The organism is Novipirellula herctigrandis (genome assembly GCA_007859835.1).
GTDB classification, from domain to species: Bacteria; Planctomycetota; Planctomycetia; order Pirellulales; family Pirellulaceae; genus Novipirellula_A; species Novipirellula_A herctigrandis.
The window spans coordinates 7,710,091-7,727,018 of the sequence record SJPJ01000001.1 but is presented as its reverse complement, the minus strand read 5'-3'; the positions used below and the strand labels follow the sequence as shown (position 1 = coordinate 7,727,018).

Here is a 16,928-nt window from a genome sequence, read left to right as displayed (position 1 = left end):
TTTACTGTGGATACCAATCCAAGCTCAAACCAAAGGAAAAGTCGTTGGCCACATCCCCCGAAACGGGATGCCAAAACTTTGTGATCAAGAAGAGTTGTTCGGAAAGCGCTACACCTGTGTCGTACTTCATTTGAAACGTGTGGCCGCGGTCACCGGTAAAGTTTTGAAAATAGTCAGGTGTGACCGATACCCAGTCGATCACCGCGTCCTGAAGCCCGAAGGTCATCATGACCTCCATATTGAAGGCACGAGTGTCGGATGGAGACTGGTCGACTTGCCCATCCGGTGGAACGGGAATCCCGCTGTCGGGTACGAGAAACGACCGCGGCGCGTCGGAGTGCACGTAACGAAAAAACGGGTAGATTGAGAAGTTCTCGGCCATTTGAAGCGCGAAAACCATGTTCGGCATCAGGATCCATGATCCGCCCCCTAAACCCTTGTTCTCGTCACCAGTGGGTGCAATCGCATCGAACGAAGGAACGACCGCGCGAACGAACTCGCTTTGCGTGCCAATTAGCCAAAACAGCTTCAGCCGTGTATCGCCGAGTCCGGTGTGATCGCCCAAGACGTCCGTGCCTGCGTAAGTAAGCGGAACTTCGAAGTTAAATAACAGACTCTGCTCCCCAATCTTGAAGGGGATGAATGGGCTGACTTTATAGGCGACCGTGTCGCCCTGGCGTTGTGACAGCTGGTTCCACTCCCATTCCTGCATCACATGAAAGTTTACCTGCGTGGGGTCGCTGGGATCTTGAGCCGTGGCGACGCCCATAAATGCAACGCAGCAAAAACACACTAAAGAGAGTCGACGAAGCATCGGGCGCATCCATGCGTGTACTGGGAACTGGTTTTAATTGCTATACGCGTCTTCTGGCATCGACGGTTCGTGCGGTTGGTGCCGATCAAATTAGTTGTCCACGTCTGCGATAGCCGCATCAAGGTCCGGTAATTCATGTTATGCCGACAATGACGCGTCCGTTGATATCAAACCCTCCCAGGCATGTGGGGCAGCGACAGGGCCGATTAGTTTCTTAATAGGGGTCGGTTATCGGGTTACCAAGCTACCCAAGTTCAAAAACGAATCGGACGTGGGGGCACGGAATCGACGAGTAGCGATGGGGCCACGACTTTCATTTCTCAGCTTGCCAATGCCGCCAGAGATCATTTGCGAAAACTGGAATCAAATCGTCGGCAAAGCACCGGATCCCGCATTTCAGGATCGCGCCATTGCAGCCATTCAATCGGCGTTTCCTGGTAACGAAACCGTCCAAACGAAGATGCGGGCGCATCCGCTAGAGCGTCTCAGCTATATCCAGTTGTATGTTCCCTGTGGGAAGAAGGATGACTACGGCCTGAAAGATCGCGACGAATGTCGACGCGAAGTCGCCGATGTGTTGGCTGGCGCGATGGATCACCTAGCGTTGGACGTGGTATTCACGCGAGATCCTCAATGGATCGCCGCTTCCACAGGTTACAAAACCGATTCGAAACGGGATAATGAGGCTTCAGGGGAATCACCCCAGGCAATCTCCGCCGACGACGTACCAGTCGGATAGGCTTCCAGTCTGTTCTTGGTGATCGAATCGTGCAGGTTTTCGGAATTTCAATCAACTGATTCGCCTTGAGAGTCGAGCCAGTGAATCTGCATTTCATTTGGTTTTTCAAAGTTTGGAGAGATTGTATTCACGTATCAACGATTGATTCTAGTTATAGTTTCAACGTCCCTCTTTATCTCGAGTGCCCGGTATCGTTGAAACACAACAATGCAATTCACATTTTCAAATCAGGCAAGACTGTTTGTCGCCACATGTATTCTCGCGGGATCGATCTTCAGTTCCTCAACCAAGGGGGCTGACAAAGTCGTGTTAGCAAACCTGGATAGGTACAACGCCTACCTGAAGATCGGAACAACCCGTCGAGAGATCAAGCCTGGTAAGGCTTCGGTCCTTGTGCCTCGGTCCTTTCCCATAACGATCGAGTTTTGGAAAGGCAACACCAGGAGCGCCTGGAAGACGCGGACAATCACAAGACCTGGAACCTACGGATTGAACTTCAAACGCGGCAACTGGGAACTGACCGAACTGAAGAAGCGAACGACCAGTTCGAAGCCAGTTGTAAGATCGGCGGCGAGGCCAAGTTCGCGGATCGTTCGCAGGCACATTATTGATCGACCAGTGCGACGATTGCCGCTCAACGCTGATCGCAACCGTTGGTCTCCGTTGGCCCGCGCTGTGTATGCGGCCGGGACAATCTATCAATTTGTTCGTGACGAACAGGATCGCGAACTTCTGCGTCATCTCTTGATCCGCGCTCGCGAGGACGAGGATTGGGAGCAGTTGGAGGATTGGATTCGTGACTGCAAGATTCCTGAGTTGTATAAGGATGACTTGCGAGATGCCTTTGATGACTTGAGCCGCTTGAGCGATGCCCAGTGGGACGATGTGGATACGGCAGACGAAAAGGACTGGGACGCGGCCCGAGCGGACCTGGGTGACTTGATGTCCAAGGCCGAATGGGACAATGTCACTGCGGACTTCGAAGAGATTGATTCCGCTGACTTCTGGCAAGACGACGTCGACCTTGACCTGAACGATTTGAACTTTGGGTTCGGTGATGACGCAATTGGATCGGGTGACAATGCGATTGATTTCGGCGGACGACTTGATCTTCAAGAAGATCTCGATGTTGGCGACTTTGGCATCGGCTACGACAACTATGATCTCGGTGGCTACGACGACTTTCGTGGCTACGACGGAGCGTTGGACGTCGACACAAATGACTTTGGCGGAGGCTACTTCGGCGACGACGACTACGGCGACTTCGGCGGATTTGACGACTTCGACTTTTAGATAGAAAAACGACTCCTCTGAAGAGCGTCGGAACAACTATTGGCGGGATTGGGATGTAGGATTGGCTTCCAGCCTGTCGTTTTGACCATGACAAGCTGGAAGACAATCTCATTTATTGTTCCGGCGATCCTAAAGACTTATCACTCCCCCCATCGACGCAAAAACGAAATTCAATGAACTGTCACATGAAAGCAATCGTGGGCAGTGTGTTCGCAATCGCGGTCTTACCCGCAATCGCGTTCGCTCAACAGAAACCGGCCGATACGTTATTCACCGGCGGCAAGGTCTACACCGTCAACGACGCTCAGCCTTGGGCCGAAGCGGTGGCAGTGACAGGCAATCAAATTGTGTTCGTTGGGTCCAGCGCCGATGCCAAAGCGTTTATTGGCGATGATACCGACGTCGTCGACTGCGCAGGCAAAATGGTGATGCCCGGCTTTATCAGCGCTCAGACCATCTGATCGCTTCAAGTTGGATCGCTCTGGGTGCGAATCTGTATGACGCCAAGAACAAGGCCGAGACGCTCGAGCAGATCAAAGAGTATGCCGAAACGCACCCGGACGAAAAGGTAATTCGGGGCGTCGGTTGGGTTGCCGACAAGCTTGGCGGACGACCAACGGCGAAAGACCTCGACACCGCCGTGCCCGATCGCCCGGCGATCATGCTCGATTTCACCATCCACGACGCGTGGCTCAACTCGGCGGCCTTGGAAGCGGCTGGCATCACCAAGGACACGCCAGACACGCTTCCTGGTATCACCTATTGGGAGCGGGACGACGATGGGAACCCCACTGGAGCGGCCATCGAGATTCAATGGATGCGGGCCTACATCGATATGGGTGCTTGGGACGCCGAGGCGATGGTCCGCCAAAGTAGTGAAGAACTCTTCACCATCGCTGCCCATAACGGCACGACCACCATCCTGAATCCTGGCATCATCACGCCGAACGTCAAAGACACGCACGGAGGAATGGAACGCGATTTCGAGGCCTCCATGGAGATCCTCGCTGAACTCGAGAAAGCGTGGTGTATGGCGACTATGTGCCGGGCCATTTCTGCGAGTTCACGTTGCCGGGAGTTTGGCGACCCAAGAGGTCCGATTCAAAGTGACAGGCAGTGATGTGTATCGCACATCCGAGGGCGACTAACGATACGTCGCATGAACGATTCGGTCCACGCGATGCCGATCCTAGCGACCATGGCGACGGACGAGCGGGATGTTCTCATGATTCATTCCTGCTCAGGAAGAGAGATTTCAACCCCCGTCAATCTCCCTGACCCGCAAAATCGGAAGGGGAGAGAGTCGCGGCGGGCTCCGAGGCGAAAGTCAAGGAAATATTCCCTTCGATATTCATTCTCAGGGTTGCGGCGGACCGATCTCAATTGCATTGAAATGACTGACTTTCGCGACCTCGTTGCAATCAACAATGCCTGCCATGTCCTCATCTCTTCCCAACTCTAACCGTCTTTTCGATTACATGAGGCGGATCGCCTGTTTGGCAGTGATTCTTTCGATGCATTGCATCACTGCGATGGATGCCCGGGGTCAAAATCGAGACCCCGAGGCGGTCTTTGAGCGGGCCGAGCAACTGGAATTAATGGGCGTTGATACGCATTGGTACGGCGGATGCTTCGCCGATTGCCTGAGTGATCTCAAACGCGCGTCGGACAATTTGGAGCGATCTGGTGGGCCGTCACTAATCGGCCTGTATGCGCCGATATGGCAGTTCGGGACTCAGGGTGGCAATAAATCGAACATGCTCAGCCAATCGTTCAATCTATACTCCGAATGGGAACTGCTTCATCGCCCCGGAAACGAAGGTACGCTGTATACCTTTTTTCTTCATGAATCTGACTCGCTGGGCCATTCAGCCGGCCAATTCGCCAACTCGGTCGGGACAACTATTCTGGCCAACGATGACGTGGGCGACGCCACCAACGCGTTGGGACACCTTGCGTGGACCCAGAATTTTCTTGACGGCAACGTTCAGATCAGTGTGGGGCAGTTGGCATTGAAGATCATGCTCGACCAAAACGATTACGCCGGCTGGGACCGAACGTCTTTCATGGCTCAACCGTTGGCGGGCAATCCTGTACGCAATTTCCCAATCGCCGGATTGGGAATCGACACCACCGTTCATCTGACCAACGACTTTCAGGTCAGCTTCTTGCTTGCTGACGCCGATGGTTATCCGTTCTATCCCGATTTCAAGAGTTTCGGACGCAGATTCGTTTACGTCCCCGGCTTCGTCTACACCCCGACGATTCACGGCTGGGGTAAGGGACGGTACGAAGTCAACTTCAGCCACATCGAACGAACGGAACGCTTCGGTGGCAGCGGTCCGTCCAGCAGCGTTTGGCTTTTTAGCTTCCAACAAGAGTTCTCACCGAAACTGGCCACGTTCTTCCGGTTCGGTACAGGGGACGGGCGTCGCACTCCCGTGCAGCAAGCGTTGTCCACGGGAATCGTGTTCACGCAGGCCTTGGGCTACAACAACGACCGGCTCGGGATCGGTTTCATGTGGCAGGACCCGACCGATTCGACCCGGCGCGACGACTACGGCATGGAGATGTTCTGGAAACTGCAGATGACAGAGAACATCGAGGTGACGCCCGATGTGCAGCTCTATTTCGACCCCTCGAACAGCCCCAGTCGAAACACGGAAGCGGCGTTTGGTTTGCGGGTCGGTTTTTCGTTTTGAGTCGATCAACCAACCGAGTAAGCGATCCGGAGATCAGGTGACTTAGTTATATCGTCCAGCTGTTCACGCATTTCTAGGTGGCAAAGAAATTCTTCAAACCGCCTAATAACATCTGCAGACCGATCGTGGCCAACAGCATCCCACCGAGCCGTAACATCAGGGCGGTTGCTCGATCTGAAAGTTTCGATAGTAGTCCCCCCAGAAATCGAAACGAAATAAAGGTCATCAACGCCACCGCTGCCGAGCCAATGAGAGCAGCCACCATTCCATCGTCGTTGGACGTTGAGATGGTAACCGAGGTGACAATGGCACCCGGGCCCGCAATCAAGGGAATCGCCAAGGGCATGATCAGTCCACCTTCCTCTTCGGCGTCCTGTTCGGTGGCCTCTTGACCCTGAGCCTTACTGCGTTTCCCGCCGTAGAGCATTTCGAATCCCATTCCGGCAACCACGATTCCTCCGACGACACTGAAGACGTCCAGATTGATGCCGAGTAATTCTGCAAACTCGGCACCGCCTAGTGCAGCGCCGCCCAGAATACCCGCCACGATCAACGCCACCTTGATCGCAGCCGCCATCCGTGACTGTCTGCTCTCGTCGACAATCGAATTGAATAGCAAGATTTTGGCCGGATCCGGCGGCGCCGTGATCACCAACATAGCGGTGACTGCCTGAGTAAGGAAATTCCAATCCACTGATCGCCTCTGGTTATTTGAACGACTTCGCGATTGCCCGAGCCAGCTTCAAGCTGACGACAATCGAAGGGTCGTCGCCGCTGCCGAAGAAGGCAACGACGACATCCCGCTGGGGTGAAAGATAGAGCCCCTGTCCGCAATGGCCGGCTTTGAAGAAGTCGCCGTCGGGCATCACGAAATCCCATTGGTAAGTATTGTGCATCGGTTGATCGTCAGGGAACACGCCGGTCCAATTCTTGCCGGCTCCCGCCTTGTCAAAGATCTCCGGCCTCCCGCCCTGCTGAATCTTCTTCAGGTAGGCATCGGAAACCAACTGGCGTTGGCTAACCGTCTGCCAGCTGGGAGTGAAAAGCAGGCCAAAACGCCCCAGGTCTCGTAGCGTGCTATTGATCGTACTGGAAGCGCCCGCGGAGGAAACCATCATCACGCCGTCGCTTTGGGCACCCATCGGCCGCCAGATCTTTTCGCTAACCACTTCGGCAAACGGTTTGCCCGTCACCGACTCGGCCAGCCAAGTCAGCACAAAGGTGTTGACGGTGGTGTATTCGTACGCCTCGCCGTTGGGACGATGGCGGGAAAGACCGGCCACGTAGTCGTAGGTTGACTTCGCGGTCTTCGCCGTCGCCGGTCGGTTTCCTACACTCGCTTCGTATTGGTAATAGCGAGACTTCTCGCCGGTCAACGCATCGGGGTCGTCGACCTCAACGCCCGATGTGCCGGAAGCCATGTCCAGAACATCGATGACCGGTACTCCGTCCCAAGCAGTTCCTTTCAACTCGGGGACGTAATTCTCGACCCCCAGCGACACATCCACTTTGCCCTCGTCTTCCAGCATGGCAATGACGGTTCCGACCAGTCCCTTACGCGTCGACCACCAATGGTGCTTGTCAAACGAACGCATTCGCGGGTACTGTTCGAACACAATCTTCCCGTGGTGCAGCACCAAGAATCCGTCGACCGTGCCGTCGGCGATCCACTGGTCCAGCGTGATATCCCCAATCGGCGTGCTAGCCTTGACTTTCCCGATTCGTGGCTGCTCGTCGGTTTGCAACAGCGAAATGGGGCCATCGCGATGCACCCACGCGTGCGTAAAGATCTGCGGACCATTGAGGTGCGCAAACCGTTTGGTTTCGTCGTCCTTGACGTCCCAGCGTGGGTGATCAAAGTTGCCTAGATGTTCAAGAGTCTCCGCCTGCGTGTAGCCCTGCCCGGCGGTGCGAGCAGTGCTGCCAATGATCGCTTCGGTATTGATGCCTTCTTTCGTTTCCTGCGCAATCGCTGGCACGGAAAACGAACTCAAGATCAGAACCGCAAACAACGATCGAATTTCGTTTTTTTTCACAGCGTGGTTTCCTCGGGTATTCAATGGATGGGGTGATTGCTAGTTGGAACGTAGCGTCTTGATGATTTCCAACGCCCTGGCGCGACAAGCAATCAGCTTGTCCGGTTCGGCATTGACGGCCCAATCGTGCATGAACACGACCGACACGCCCGTTTTCATGTCGCTGAATCCAAACTGTCCGTAGGAACCGCTTGAATACAGGACGTCATACTCCCCGAGAAAGTAACTCTGAGAGCCATACGTGATGGTGTCGTCACCGGAAAGGAGTTGCCCCGATTTGTTCTCTCCAAACCTGGTTTTGCTGGTATCCAGTGCGGAATCATAAAAGCACTTGGACGCTTGCCGGCGGGCGATCCACTGATGAAAGAGGGCGTAGTCCCTCGCAGTGATGCTAACGCCATAGTTCGCCGAACCGGTCCCGTCGCTGGTCAAAGCGATCGAACCGTCTGAATTGGCGCCAAATGCATCGAACAATTCCGACAAGAGTTGCCCGTACTTCTTTCCGCTGACCTGCTCGGCCAGCAGCCCCAGCACGTCCGTGTTCTTGTCGGAATAGTTGTACTCGTCGCCTTGTTTCGCCTGAGCTTTTGCTGCCTTGAGGTTATCGCGGTGACCTTTCGACTTGCCCGGCTGCAGGCCGATCTCGATCTCCCACAGTTGACCGGATGCACCGGCGGTGTGGTAATCCAGCAAGGTCGGCAGACCGCTGGTCATGTCCAGAACGTGCTGGATGGTCACACCGCCGATGTCGGTTCCTTCAAAATCCTTCATGTACTGCTGGACCTTGGCGTTCGGATCTAACAGGCCATCGTTGATTAACCGGTTCGTGATCACTCCCGCCAAGGTTTTTGACGACGATTGCAGGAGTTGCGTTTGATCGACCATGAACCCGTTGTCGTAAAACTCCGCCAGGATCTGATTGTCTTTCATGACAACGAACCCCTTTACCTGACTATCCAAAAACGCATCGATATAGCTTTCGCCTTCTTTCCACTGCTGGTTCAGATCAAAACGTTGATCGCCTTCCGCGACCGTCAGTTTGGTGGGCTGATTTGATCGTTTGATCTTCCTTGTTCCGTGCAGAGAGTATTCGTCCCAATGCGTGCTGACATATTTATAGTACGGCCACTTTTGCATGTTCGCTGGGGTGATGTCATCCAACGTGAAGGGCTTGTAGAACTCCTGCACGTCGAACCCCGAACCAAAAGCCGAGGGTTCATCGGCCGAAACTGACGGAAGGGACAGGAGGCATACTCCCATCGCGGCGACCAAGACGCTGCAAGTCTTCATTGTTTTTCCTATTCGAAGTTGGTTAATGTAGCGTCAGAGAATCTGACCGTCGTTCCGCGTGATCCTGAGGGCAGATTGCCCCTTGTCCTCCGCCAGAAGTGCCGCTTGGCACCAGCGTGTTATGCCCTCGCCATCTCGGGCGTGGGGCAGGCTCTTGGCTAGTCGCTGCTGGGGACCCGAAATGTCTGCTCCTCGGTCAGCACCCAAGTAGAACCGCGTCTGATCCAGATGGTAATGGAGCGTTTCTCAATTCGAAATGGCTTTCCGTCGTTCTTCCCTGTGCCGATCCATGTGCCGGTCTGAATGGCTGTGTCGCCGAGGACCCGAACCGTCACGTCAACGGAGTCGGAGGTCTCGAATTGCATGGAATCCGAGTGGTGGGAGAGGCAGTCGGAGATGTAATCCTGCTTGTTCAGTATCTTGCCATCCTCCGTTGTGAAATGCCCTTCATCGTCAATCAATCTGTCGAGTGTCTCTCGGTCCGAAGCAGCCAGGGCTGCGTCTTGCATCTTCACGAGTTCGGCAATCGCCTCTTCGTCGCTTTTCGAATCTCCGTTCAAACTGATTTTGGTGTACTTGGTGAATCGCGGGTTATCACCCGTCACATAGGCGCAACCGTTGACAGTATCAAAGATCATGGTTTCGACCGTTACGAAGCTCTTGTCGTTATACTTCGCCAAGTTGATGGGTCTCTCACTGAACAGATACTGCATCGCCTCAACGTTCAATTCGGGGCAGTAATCAAGGAAGGCCAACGCGTGCGATTCTCGAGCAAAAGTGTCAAAAAATGCATCATTCGCCTCGAACAAACTCATCTTCTTCAGCAATTCTTGCTTCAGCTGTTCGGAATGGTTTCCGCTTGCGCTGCCACGTGCACGCTGGTTCACGATTTCGAGGCCGTCGTTACTGACCCGGATAGCTGCATGATTCCCTTGATCATCTGCCACCGTAAAGTTGATCGGAACGATGGTGGTGAATCCCGTGATCTTCTTCTTAAAGTCGTCAATCGACTTCGAACCGGTGGCCGCTGCAAACACCGCGTCGGTTGAAACCAGATTGTCTTTCCCCAGGCCTTCTTCTCCACCAGTATCAACAACAACGTTCAGAACGATTCCGACATGTTTACCCATGCCCTGGAAGTGAGCACCGTCGGTCGGCAAGAAGATGGCGGTGTCGGTTTTGATCACCGTGGTGTCAGGTGTAAGGTGATCCAAACCCAAATCATTATTCTGCCCGACGATGCCGGTATTGAATGCGGCGGTCGTGCAGCCGTTCAGTGATTCAATCTCTTCGCCAGCGCCGAGGGCTTCCTTAACACCTTGGATGACTTTCCAATCTTCAACACTCGCTTCTGCAAAGAGTTGGTGAACAGGCACGCCACGCAGTTTTGCCTGCTGCTCCATCATGGCAACGTACTTCGGTGCAATTTTGCGGTTGTTTTCAACCGCCACCTTGAAACCGTCAATCACATTTTGTGGTGCGGCGCCCCGTTCCATTTCGGAAAGGTATTTCGCCAACTCCACATCACTCTTGCCCGCAAAATCGGCGACGATAACTTTTGTTTGGGCAGTTTCGCGGTCTGCATGAAAGTAAGAGAGATTGTCGCCAATCTTATTCTGCGCGAAAACAGAACTGGAAACGGTAAATAAGGCTAGCGCGAAGATGGATAAGTTGAGAGTGTTTAACTTCATGATGGATCTGTTGTTGGGATAGAGTGAATGATTAGAGGTTCGAGACGTGTACTGGTGGTTTCGTACCAAACCATTCCGGCTTGGTTCGTTCAATCTGAGCTGCGACTTGCATGACCCGGCCGTCGTCGCCCCACCGACCGTGCAATTGTGCGCCGCAAGGCAAGCCGCTTTTGAGCATCCCGGTCGGGAAACTGATCGCGGGAAAGCCCATTGCATTGGCCGGGATGAAGTACCGTGCGTCATCCATATGATCTTCGATCCAGTTCAGATAGTCCGCTTCACTTTCCAACGGTGCAAACAAGGAAAGCTCGCCTTTGCCGTTTGCCTTCATCGCGCCGTCGCCGTCGGACGGGGTGAGCAATAGATCGTACTCTGCGTAGAACTTGGCCCACTGGCCCGCCAGCTGTGCGTTCGCGGCGCGGGCCGCATCGACGAGTCCTGCTGGCTTAGGGTGTCTTTTCTGATGTTCGACCATCGCTCGGAAAGCGGGCTCGAGCGTCTTTTCGTTGATCGGCACGCCACTTTGCTCGGACTGCGCCGTCCAGTCATAGACATACAAGTAAAACCACTCGAATGCCTTGTAGAGTTTTTCAAAGTCACAGATCTGATCTTCGTCGACTTCGACGACCGTGTGTCCGAGTGACTCCAACTGCTTCGCTACCTGTCGCGTGCGGGCGATCACTTCCGGATTGACCGGGCGCCCACTCTTATCAGCCGCGCGGCGGCTCCAGTTCCCGGTGCTCAAAGCAATCCTGAGCCGCGTCGGGTCTCGTTTGATCCGCTCGGAAAAGGGCACGCTCGGCATTTGAACGGGGATAAAAGCCGGATCCGAAGGCGAACGCCAAATCATCTGGTCATAAGCATTGGCCTGATCGCGTACGCTCCGCGTGATGACGCCTTCGGTCACCATGTACGCCATGTCGTAGCTCATCCCGTCCAGGTTCGGCAGCAGGCCACGCGTCGGCTTGTGACCGACCAACCCATTCAGAGTCGCGGGACTGCGAGTGGAACCGCCGCCATCGGAAGCGTGACTCAATGGGACGATTCCCGAAGCAACCGAAGCCGCTGAGCCACCGGAAGATCCACCTGGCGTGTGCTCCAGGTCCCAGGGATTGAGCGTGAAGCCGGTCAGCAAACCTTCGGTGATATGAAGTGCTCCCATCGTCGCCCGTCCAAGGACATTGAATCCACCTCGCCGGAAGTTTCGCATCAGCGGATCGTCATAGTCAGATCGGCTGCCTCTGGAAAAGATCGAGTTCTTCTCTTGCAAACGCCCTTTCAAGTGCGAGCCCGTATCTTTGACGAACATCGGCACGCCGTGGAATGGCCCGTTGACGTTCATGCCATCCTTGAGCGGATTCTTGACCACATCTTCGAAGACTTCGATGACACAGTTCAACTTGGGATTGACCAGCTCAGATGCCTTTGCCGCCTGGGCGGCGACCTCGGCCGGAGTGATTTTTCCAGCCACCAGCAACCGAGCCATGCCCGTCGCATCCAGCTTGCCCCACTCGTCCCAACTCATTGCCAAGGCGTCTTGAGCAGCATGAGCCTGTGAGAAAAATGAGTTTCCAATCGCGAGCCCCAACGCTCCGAGAGCGGAGTTACGTGTGAATTGACGGCGATTCATTTGGCTGTGCGACAAGGGATCGTCCTTTCGTGGAACTGAGGGTGAGTGTTGGTGACACGTTGCCGCTTTGGGTGTAATGAATGTGTCTATGATTCTCTCCTCTCGCGGGCAATGTGTTAACGGAGCGCCTTGCGAATTGCGCGGGCGAACTTAAAGCTGTCGTGTTTCTCGCACGTGGCAAAGGAAGCGACCACGAGGTTCTTTGAGGGTGAGATGTACAGCGATTGGCCTTGGTAACCACCTTTGCCAAAATCGCCGTCTTTGGTAACGAAGTCAAATTGGAATGACCCCATTTTCTGTACCAGGGGTTATGAAAGGTTTGGTTAGGAAACAAATAGTGGTTCAGATTGTTCGCTGTGCTGATGGAGCGGAGTTCGCGCAGCGAACGGAGCGGAATCAGCACAGCGACGCGCGAACTCCGATGGGGTCAGGTAACCAAGCGAGCTGTGCGGGCGGTGGTCGTTGAAGTCCTCACGCCAGGCCCTTGCCTTGAGGCGTGCGTCAGCCTCGCTGAGAAGCTCTGTCTGGTGCAAATACTCATCACGAAGCTTGCCATTGAAGCTCTCGCAAAGCCCATTCTGCCACGGTGATCCAGGTTCAATGTAAAGCACATCAACGCCCAGGGTGCAGAGCCACCTTTTGATCGCCGATGAAATGAATTCAGGTCCGTTGTCGCAACGAAGACGCTTGGGAACACCGTGCATCGAGAACAGCTCAGCCAATGTGTCGATCGCGTCTTCGCTGGTGATGCTGCGACCAACCTTGATGCTCAAGCAAAGGCGTGTGTATTCATCGACGATGTTCAAGAATCGAAGCGTTCGCCCATCGACCGTCGATGAGTGCACGAAGTCCCATGTCCAAACGTCGTTCGTGAAGCCAGCGGGAACAACGTGGCAAGCGTTGTGTTTATTACCCGAAGATCGTTGTTTACGGCGTTTTCTTGGCACTTTCAATCCTGCTGTTTTCCATAGTCGATACATGCGTTTGTCATTAATCACTTCACCAGCTCGACGCAGAAGCACTGCGATCCGGCGATAGCCAAATCGAGGTCGCTGACGAACAAGTTCAAGAATCTTCTTGGTCAGCCGCGCATCTTCGTCCTTGGGTTGCCCTACATATCGCTGGCTCGATCGCGGCTGATCGAGAACCTCGCATGCCCGACGCTCCGAGACGGAGAACTTCCGCTGCAGCGCCTGCACCGCATCACGTCGCGACTGAGGGCTTGTCAGTTTCCCTTGGTGATTTCCTTGAGCATTTGTATGTCGAGGGCTTGATCCCCGACGATCTTCTTGAGCCGATTGTTCTCTTCCTCGAGCATTTTCAATCGTTTGGCTTCTTCGCTCTTCATGCCGCCGTACTGGCTTCGCCAGCGACTGAGCGTCGCTTCGCTGACCTCGAGCATCTGCAAGACTTCGCCAACGCTCTTGCCGGCCGCGAGCAACGCATCGGCGTCACGCAGCTTTTTGACGATCTGCTCGGGGGAATGTCGTTTTCGATTCTTCATTGAAAGTCCTTTCGTTAATCTTGGCTGATAGACTTTCATAACTCATGGAGCAGGTTTTGGGGAGCATTCCATCTGGACCAAGAGTGGCCTGACTACGTTCTATCTGCTCTTTGTTATGGAACTGAAAACACGGCGAGTCAACTTCGCGGGCTGCACCACCAATCCAAATAAAACGTGGATGAAGACAATTGCCAGCGAGTTGACCAACTACGAGGATGGTTTTCTCAAGAACAAGAAGTACTTGATCATGGACCGCGATGCAACGTTCAGTAAGGCGTTTCGAGACTTCCTACGCAACGAAGGCGTGAAACCAGTTCGGTTACCACCGCGAAGCCCGAACTTGAACGCACATTTAGAACGATTCTTTGGATCGTTGAAATCTGAGTGCCTTTACAAACTGATTCTCTTTGGCGAGAACGCGACGCGAAATGCTGTTCGGTGTTTCCTCGATCACTATCACACAGAACGGAATCATCAGGGTTTGGGCAACGAGCTCATCGTGCCCATGGATCGACCGCCGGACATGGATGCTGAAATCGAAACGACCGAGTACCTCGGTGGCTTGCTTCGATCGTATCGACGTGCGGCTTAGCTCGTCCCGTTCTCACTCGCTCGCACCACTCCGGTCTCAAGACATTGGTGTGATGCCTGCTGCGCGGTTCCGCCGTTTTGACACAATTTTCTAATGGCACCGCTTAATTCGGGATCGCTGTCGACCCAAATACCGACCGTATCTGACGACGCAACCTCGGTTTTCACTGACCCTAAATGCTCGTTTGACTTTTTTGACCACACGCCTATTTAGTAAGATACAGTTGCCCATTCGGAAACGTCTAGTTCGACGTCTAGCTGTTTCTGTAAAGCTGCGCCCATTTCGGTGAGTTTGAACTCGAAACAATCCTCGACTCTGAAATCGAAGTAAACATGCCCTAGCTCAATATTCCAAAGATTAGTCAGTTTTGAATTCGCAAATGCCCGCACCTGAAATCTAGGCATTTCAATCCCCATGTGACTCGCGGCTAAACGCACGGGAAGTGCAATGGATCGTTCCACGAGATCGTCCATGTCGTATTGCTCGTACCTCCCAATTTCGCATTGATTGGCCTCGCACCATCTGCATAGCCAAGCTTGGAAGGTATGGTGTGACCGGACCTTTTCAAGCCAAGTTTTTGCGTTGCCCGTTTCGACGAAACCAGACTGATCTGGTTCACTGAACCACGCCTTGAAGGAGGAGATTGTCTCACAAAACTCTGTGTCCGAAAGAAGTTGCTCTTTAACTAGTTCGACACCTTGCTTCGACAATTCCAACATCTTAACCACGGTCAGGTAGTGGACCAGCACGCCAGATTGGAGATCTACATCGGTACCCATTTAAATTTCTCAAACAGTGGAAAACTACGGAACAAAATCGTGGGCAAAATTAACTGCACATTGCATTGCGCTTCGACAACACAGGACCTTGCCACGCACAACTCTTAATCGTCTTCTTCGTCATCCTCGGATTCGTCTCCAAGTTTCGATCCTGGATCCTCTAAGCTGAACACGACCTCATCCCATTCCAGTACCCGCCGTTTCTGCTTCTTTAAAGCTTCCCTTGCTTCGTCACCTAAATTCAAAGGTCCTTCAATCTCAAGTGGATCCTCGTGTTTTGCCAAAGCAATCGCAGCATCGTCGGACAAATTGACTAGTGAATATAGGTAGAGTCGTCCACAATGATTGCCCAACGCTGTGGCGGCATTATCTGAAAGCGATTCAAGGGAGTAAAATGAAAGCTCGCACTCTTGTTTGGACAGCGATTCGGCAGCGATATCTGAAAGTTGTTCAAGGTTATAAAAGTCAATGCAGTACGACTGAGCAAGTTTGGCAGTAAGTGAAGCAAGTGACTCTGGGGAATTGTCCGATAGTGACTCCAAATCGTCGAGACACAGGCGGCCCTCATGGCGAGATAGCGCAACCGCAGCAACATCTGAAATTGACTCCAGACCGAGACACAAATCGCCTTTATGTTTCGCCAAGGCTTCGGCAGCGACATCTGAAATTGACTTCAGCTCACCGAGATCCAAATCGCCCTTATGTTTCGCTAAGGCTTCGGCGGCGACATCCGAAATTGAAGTCAAGCCCCGTAAGGTTAGGTCGCCACACTGTGTTGATAAGGCCTTGGCGGCACTCTCAGATATGGAAGTTAAGCCATCGAGACGCAATTCGTCGCAATGTTTCGCCAAGGCTTCGGCAGCGGCATCCGAAATCGAAGTCAAGCCGCTCAGATTCAAAAAATCGCAATTTTTTGCCAAGGCTTCGGCAGCGGCATCCGAAATTGAAGTCAAGCCACAGAGAATAAGGCTGCCGCCGACTGTCGACAAAGCTTCAGCAGTAGCTTCATCTGCTAACTCCGTATACTCTTCCACACTGTCCGAAGCGAATTCACCGCTGGCCAAAAGTTGTTCGACGATTTCTTTTGTAAGGACCATGCTATTGGACATAGTGGCTTCCATAAAATCAAGCAGGAACACAAACGTCTAAATTCTGATCTTCTTCATCCACGCATTTGCAACGGGCTGCTACTCATCATCCAAACTGGTTAGTTGATGGATTGCCACTCGATGCGAACAACCGAGGATTCTACTTCGCCAGCGTTCTGAAAACAATCAGGAACACGATTACTTGAACGAAAGAACCATCCGACTGTTTCGCAATAACAGGTAATTGCATAGGCTGCGAAGGGTACAATCGCTGCCCGGACAGATTGTCGCACACACTGCGAGCTTGACGTTGGTCATAGGCGGTTTTTCCGGTTGTTCACGAAGTCGCCAATTTGCATTGCAAATGAGTTTATGGACGAACGTCGGAGTTTCGTAAACGTGCATGACTTTAACGACACGTAATGCGTTACAATACATCGAGGTCCCTCTTTGCCTTCTTTCTCACCCCACCTTCCGGCAATTCCCAAACAGTACAAAGCTGGCCCTACTGATTTATGTCAGCGGGAAGTGAGAAGGCAATGGACGAACTAGATCCAATCACGATGTACGAACTCTGCTTCCCCGGTGCCTTGTTTGGTGAGACGGAAGTCACTTGTCCCCATTGCGACGAACTACTTACGGTCGATGTTGTTGACCCAATGGGGCAGGACAGTTTCCAGTGCTGCGAATGTGGTGGCAACTTTGATGTAGACTGGGGAGAGGGAACGGTCAGTTGGGTTTGAACGTCACGGGCTCTCGCATCTTTTGTA

The 16,928-nt window shown here is 53.3% G+C and carries 17 protein-coding genes and 1 pseudogene; 7 read left to right on the top strand and 11 right to left on the bottom strand.

Annotation, left to right across the window (positions count from 1 at the left end; all coding sequences use genetic code 11):
* Position 1: 1 nt before the first annotated feature.
* Positions 2–814 (bottom strand): hypothetical protein, encoded by an 813-nt coding sequence (locus tag CA13_RS28055; protein WP_146402337.1) that lies wholly within the window; start codon positions 812–814, stop codon positions 2–4.
* Positions 815–1,112: 298 nt separating this feature from the next.
* Here CA13_RS28055 and CA13_RS28050 point away from each other — a divergent pair, with 298 nt between their 5' ends.
* The 5 genes from CA13_RS28050 to CA13_RS28030 all read left to right on the top strand — a co-directional run bounded on the left by CA13_RS28050 (position 1,113) and on the right by CA13_RS28030 (position 5,548).
* On the top strand, positions 1,113–1,553 hold the full coding sequence (locus tag CA13_RS28050; protein ID WP_146402336.1) for a hypothetical protein: 441 nt from the start codon (positions 1,113–1,115) through the stop codon (positions 1,551–1,553).
* Positions 1,554–1,760: 207 nt separating this feature from the next.
* Positions 1,761–2,846: a hypothetical protein gene (locus CA13_RS28045; RefSeq protein WP_146402334.1), complete on the top strand. Its 1,086-nt coding sequence runs from the start codon at positions 1,761–1,763 to the stop codon at positions 2,844–2,846.
* 173 nt (positions 2,847–3,019) lie between these two features.
* Positions 3,020–3,307 carry a hypothetical protein gene (locus CA13_RS28040; protein ID WP_146402332.1) on the top strand — a complete coding sequence of 96 codons (288 nt, stop codon included), beginning with the start codon at positions 3,020–3,022 and terminating at the stop codon, positions 3,305–3,307.
* Positions 3,256–3,966 (top strand): amidohydrolase family protein, encoded by a 711-nt coding sequence (locus CA13_RS28035; RefSeq protein ID WP_146402331.1) that lies wholly within the window; start codon positions 3,256–3,258, stop codon positions 3,964–3,966. The genes CA13_RS28040 and CA13_RS28035 overlap by 52 nt, the downstream gene beginning before the upstream one ends.
* Before the next feature lie 316 nt (positions 3,967–4,282).
* Positions 4,283–5,548 (top strand): carbohydrate porin, encoded by a 1,266-nt coding sequence (locus CA13_RS28030; protein WP_419194928.1) that lies wholly within the window; start codon positions 4,283–4,285, stop codon positions 5,546–5,548.
* A 73-nt stretch (positions 5,549–5,621) separates the two neighbouring features.
* Here the strand turns inward: CA13_RS28030 and CA13_RS28025 are convergent, their stop codons facing one another.
* The 8 genes and pseudogenes from CA13_RS28025 to CA13_RS35760 all read right to left on the bottom strand — a co-directional run.
* Entirely contained in the window at positions 5,622–6,242 is a 621-nt protein-coding gene (locus CA13_RS28025) for a MarC family protein (protein ID WP_419194927.1), read from the bottom strand.
* Between the two features lie 13 nt (positions 6,243–6,255).
* Positions 6,256–7,584 (bottom strand): serine hydrolase domain-containing protein, encoded by a 1,329-nt coding sequence (locus CA13_RS28020; RefSeq protein ID WP_419194926.1) that lies wholly within the window; start codon positions 7,582–7,584, stop codon positions 6,256–6,258.
* A 39-nt stretch (positions 7,585–7,623) separates the two neighbouring features.
* Positions 7,624–8,874: a serine hydrolase domain-containing protein gene (locus CA13_RS28015; RefSeq protein WP_146402325.1), complete on the bottom strand. Its 1,251-nt coding sequence runs from the start codon at positions 8,872–8,874 to the stop codon at positions 7,624–7,626.
* A gap of 158 nt (positions 8,875–9,032) precedes the next feature.
* Positions 9,033–10,565, bottom strand: coding sequence for a DUF4440 domain-containing protein (locus CA13_RS28010; protein ID WP_419194925.1), 1,533 nt, complete (start codon positions 10,563–10,565; stop codon positions 9,033–9,035).
* Between the two features lie 31 nt (positions 10,566–10,596).
* Positions 10,597–12,195: an amidase gene (locus CA13_RS28005; protein ID WP_146402321.1), complete on the bottom strand. Its 1,599-nt coding sequence runs from the start codon at positions 12,193–12,195 to the stop codon at positions 10,597–10,599.
* Between the two features lie 116 nt (positions 12,196–12,311).
* Positions 12,312–12,488, bottom strand: coding sequence for a hypothetical protein (locus tag CA13_RS35765; protein ID WP_419194924.1), 177 nt, complete (start codon positions 12,486–12,488; stop codon positions 12,312–12,314).
* A gap of 30 nt (positions 12,489–12,518) precedes the next feature.
* Entirely contained in the window at positions 12,519–13,565 is a 1,047-nt protein-coding gene (locus tag CA13_RS28000) for an IS3 family transposase (RefSeq protein ID WP_419195167.1), read from the bottom strand.
* Positions 13,538–13,699: pseudogene (locus tag CA13_RS35760) on the bottom strand (transposase); the annotation flags it as partial. The pseudogene CA13_RS35760 and the gene CA13_RS28000, both read right to left, overlap by 28 nt.
* 178 nt (positions 13,700–13,877) lie before the next feature.
* Between CA13_RS35760 and CA13_RS27995 the strand changes: the two are divergent.
* Positions 13,878–14,291, top strand: a complete 414-nt coding sequence (locus tag CA13_RS27995) for an integrase core domain-containing protein (protein ID WP_419194923.1) — start codon at positions 13,878–13,880, stop codon at positions 14,289–14,291.
* Between the two features lie 209 nt (positions 14,292–14,500).
* Here the strand turns inward: CA13_RS27995 and CA13_RS27990 are convergent, their stop codons facing one another.
* Both CA13_RS27990 and CA13_RS27985 read right to left on the bottom strand, forming a co-directional pair.
* Entirely contained in the window at positions 14,501–15,070 is a 570-nt protein-coding gene (locus CA13_RS27990) for a hypothetical protein (protein ID WP_146402318.1), read from the bottom strand.
* A gap of 104 nt (positions 15,071–15,174) precedes the next feature.
* On the bottom strand, positions 15,175–16,179 hold the full coding sequence (locus tag CA13_RS27985) for a leucine-rich repeat domain-containing protein (protein ID WP_146402316.1): 1,005 nt from the start codon (positions 16,177–16,179) through the stop codon (positions 15,175–15,177).
* 518 nt (positions 16,180–16,697) lie between these two features.
* Here CA13_RS27985 and CA13_RS27980 point away from each other — a divergent pair.
* Positions 16,698–16,901, top strand: a complete 204-nt coding sequence (locus tag CA13_RS27980) for a hypothetical protein (protein WP_146402314.1) — start codon at positions 16,698–16,700, stop codon at positions 16,899–16,901.
* The last annotated feature ends 27 nt before the right edge of the window (positions 16,902–16,928 follow it).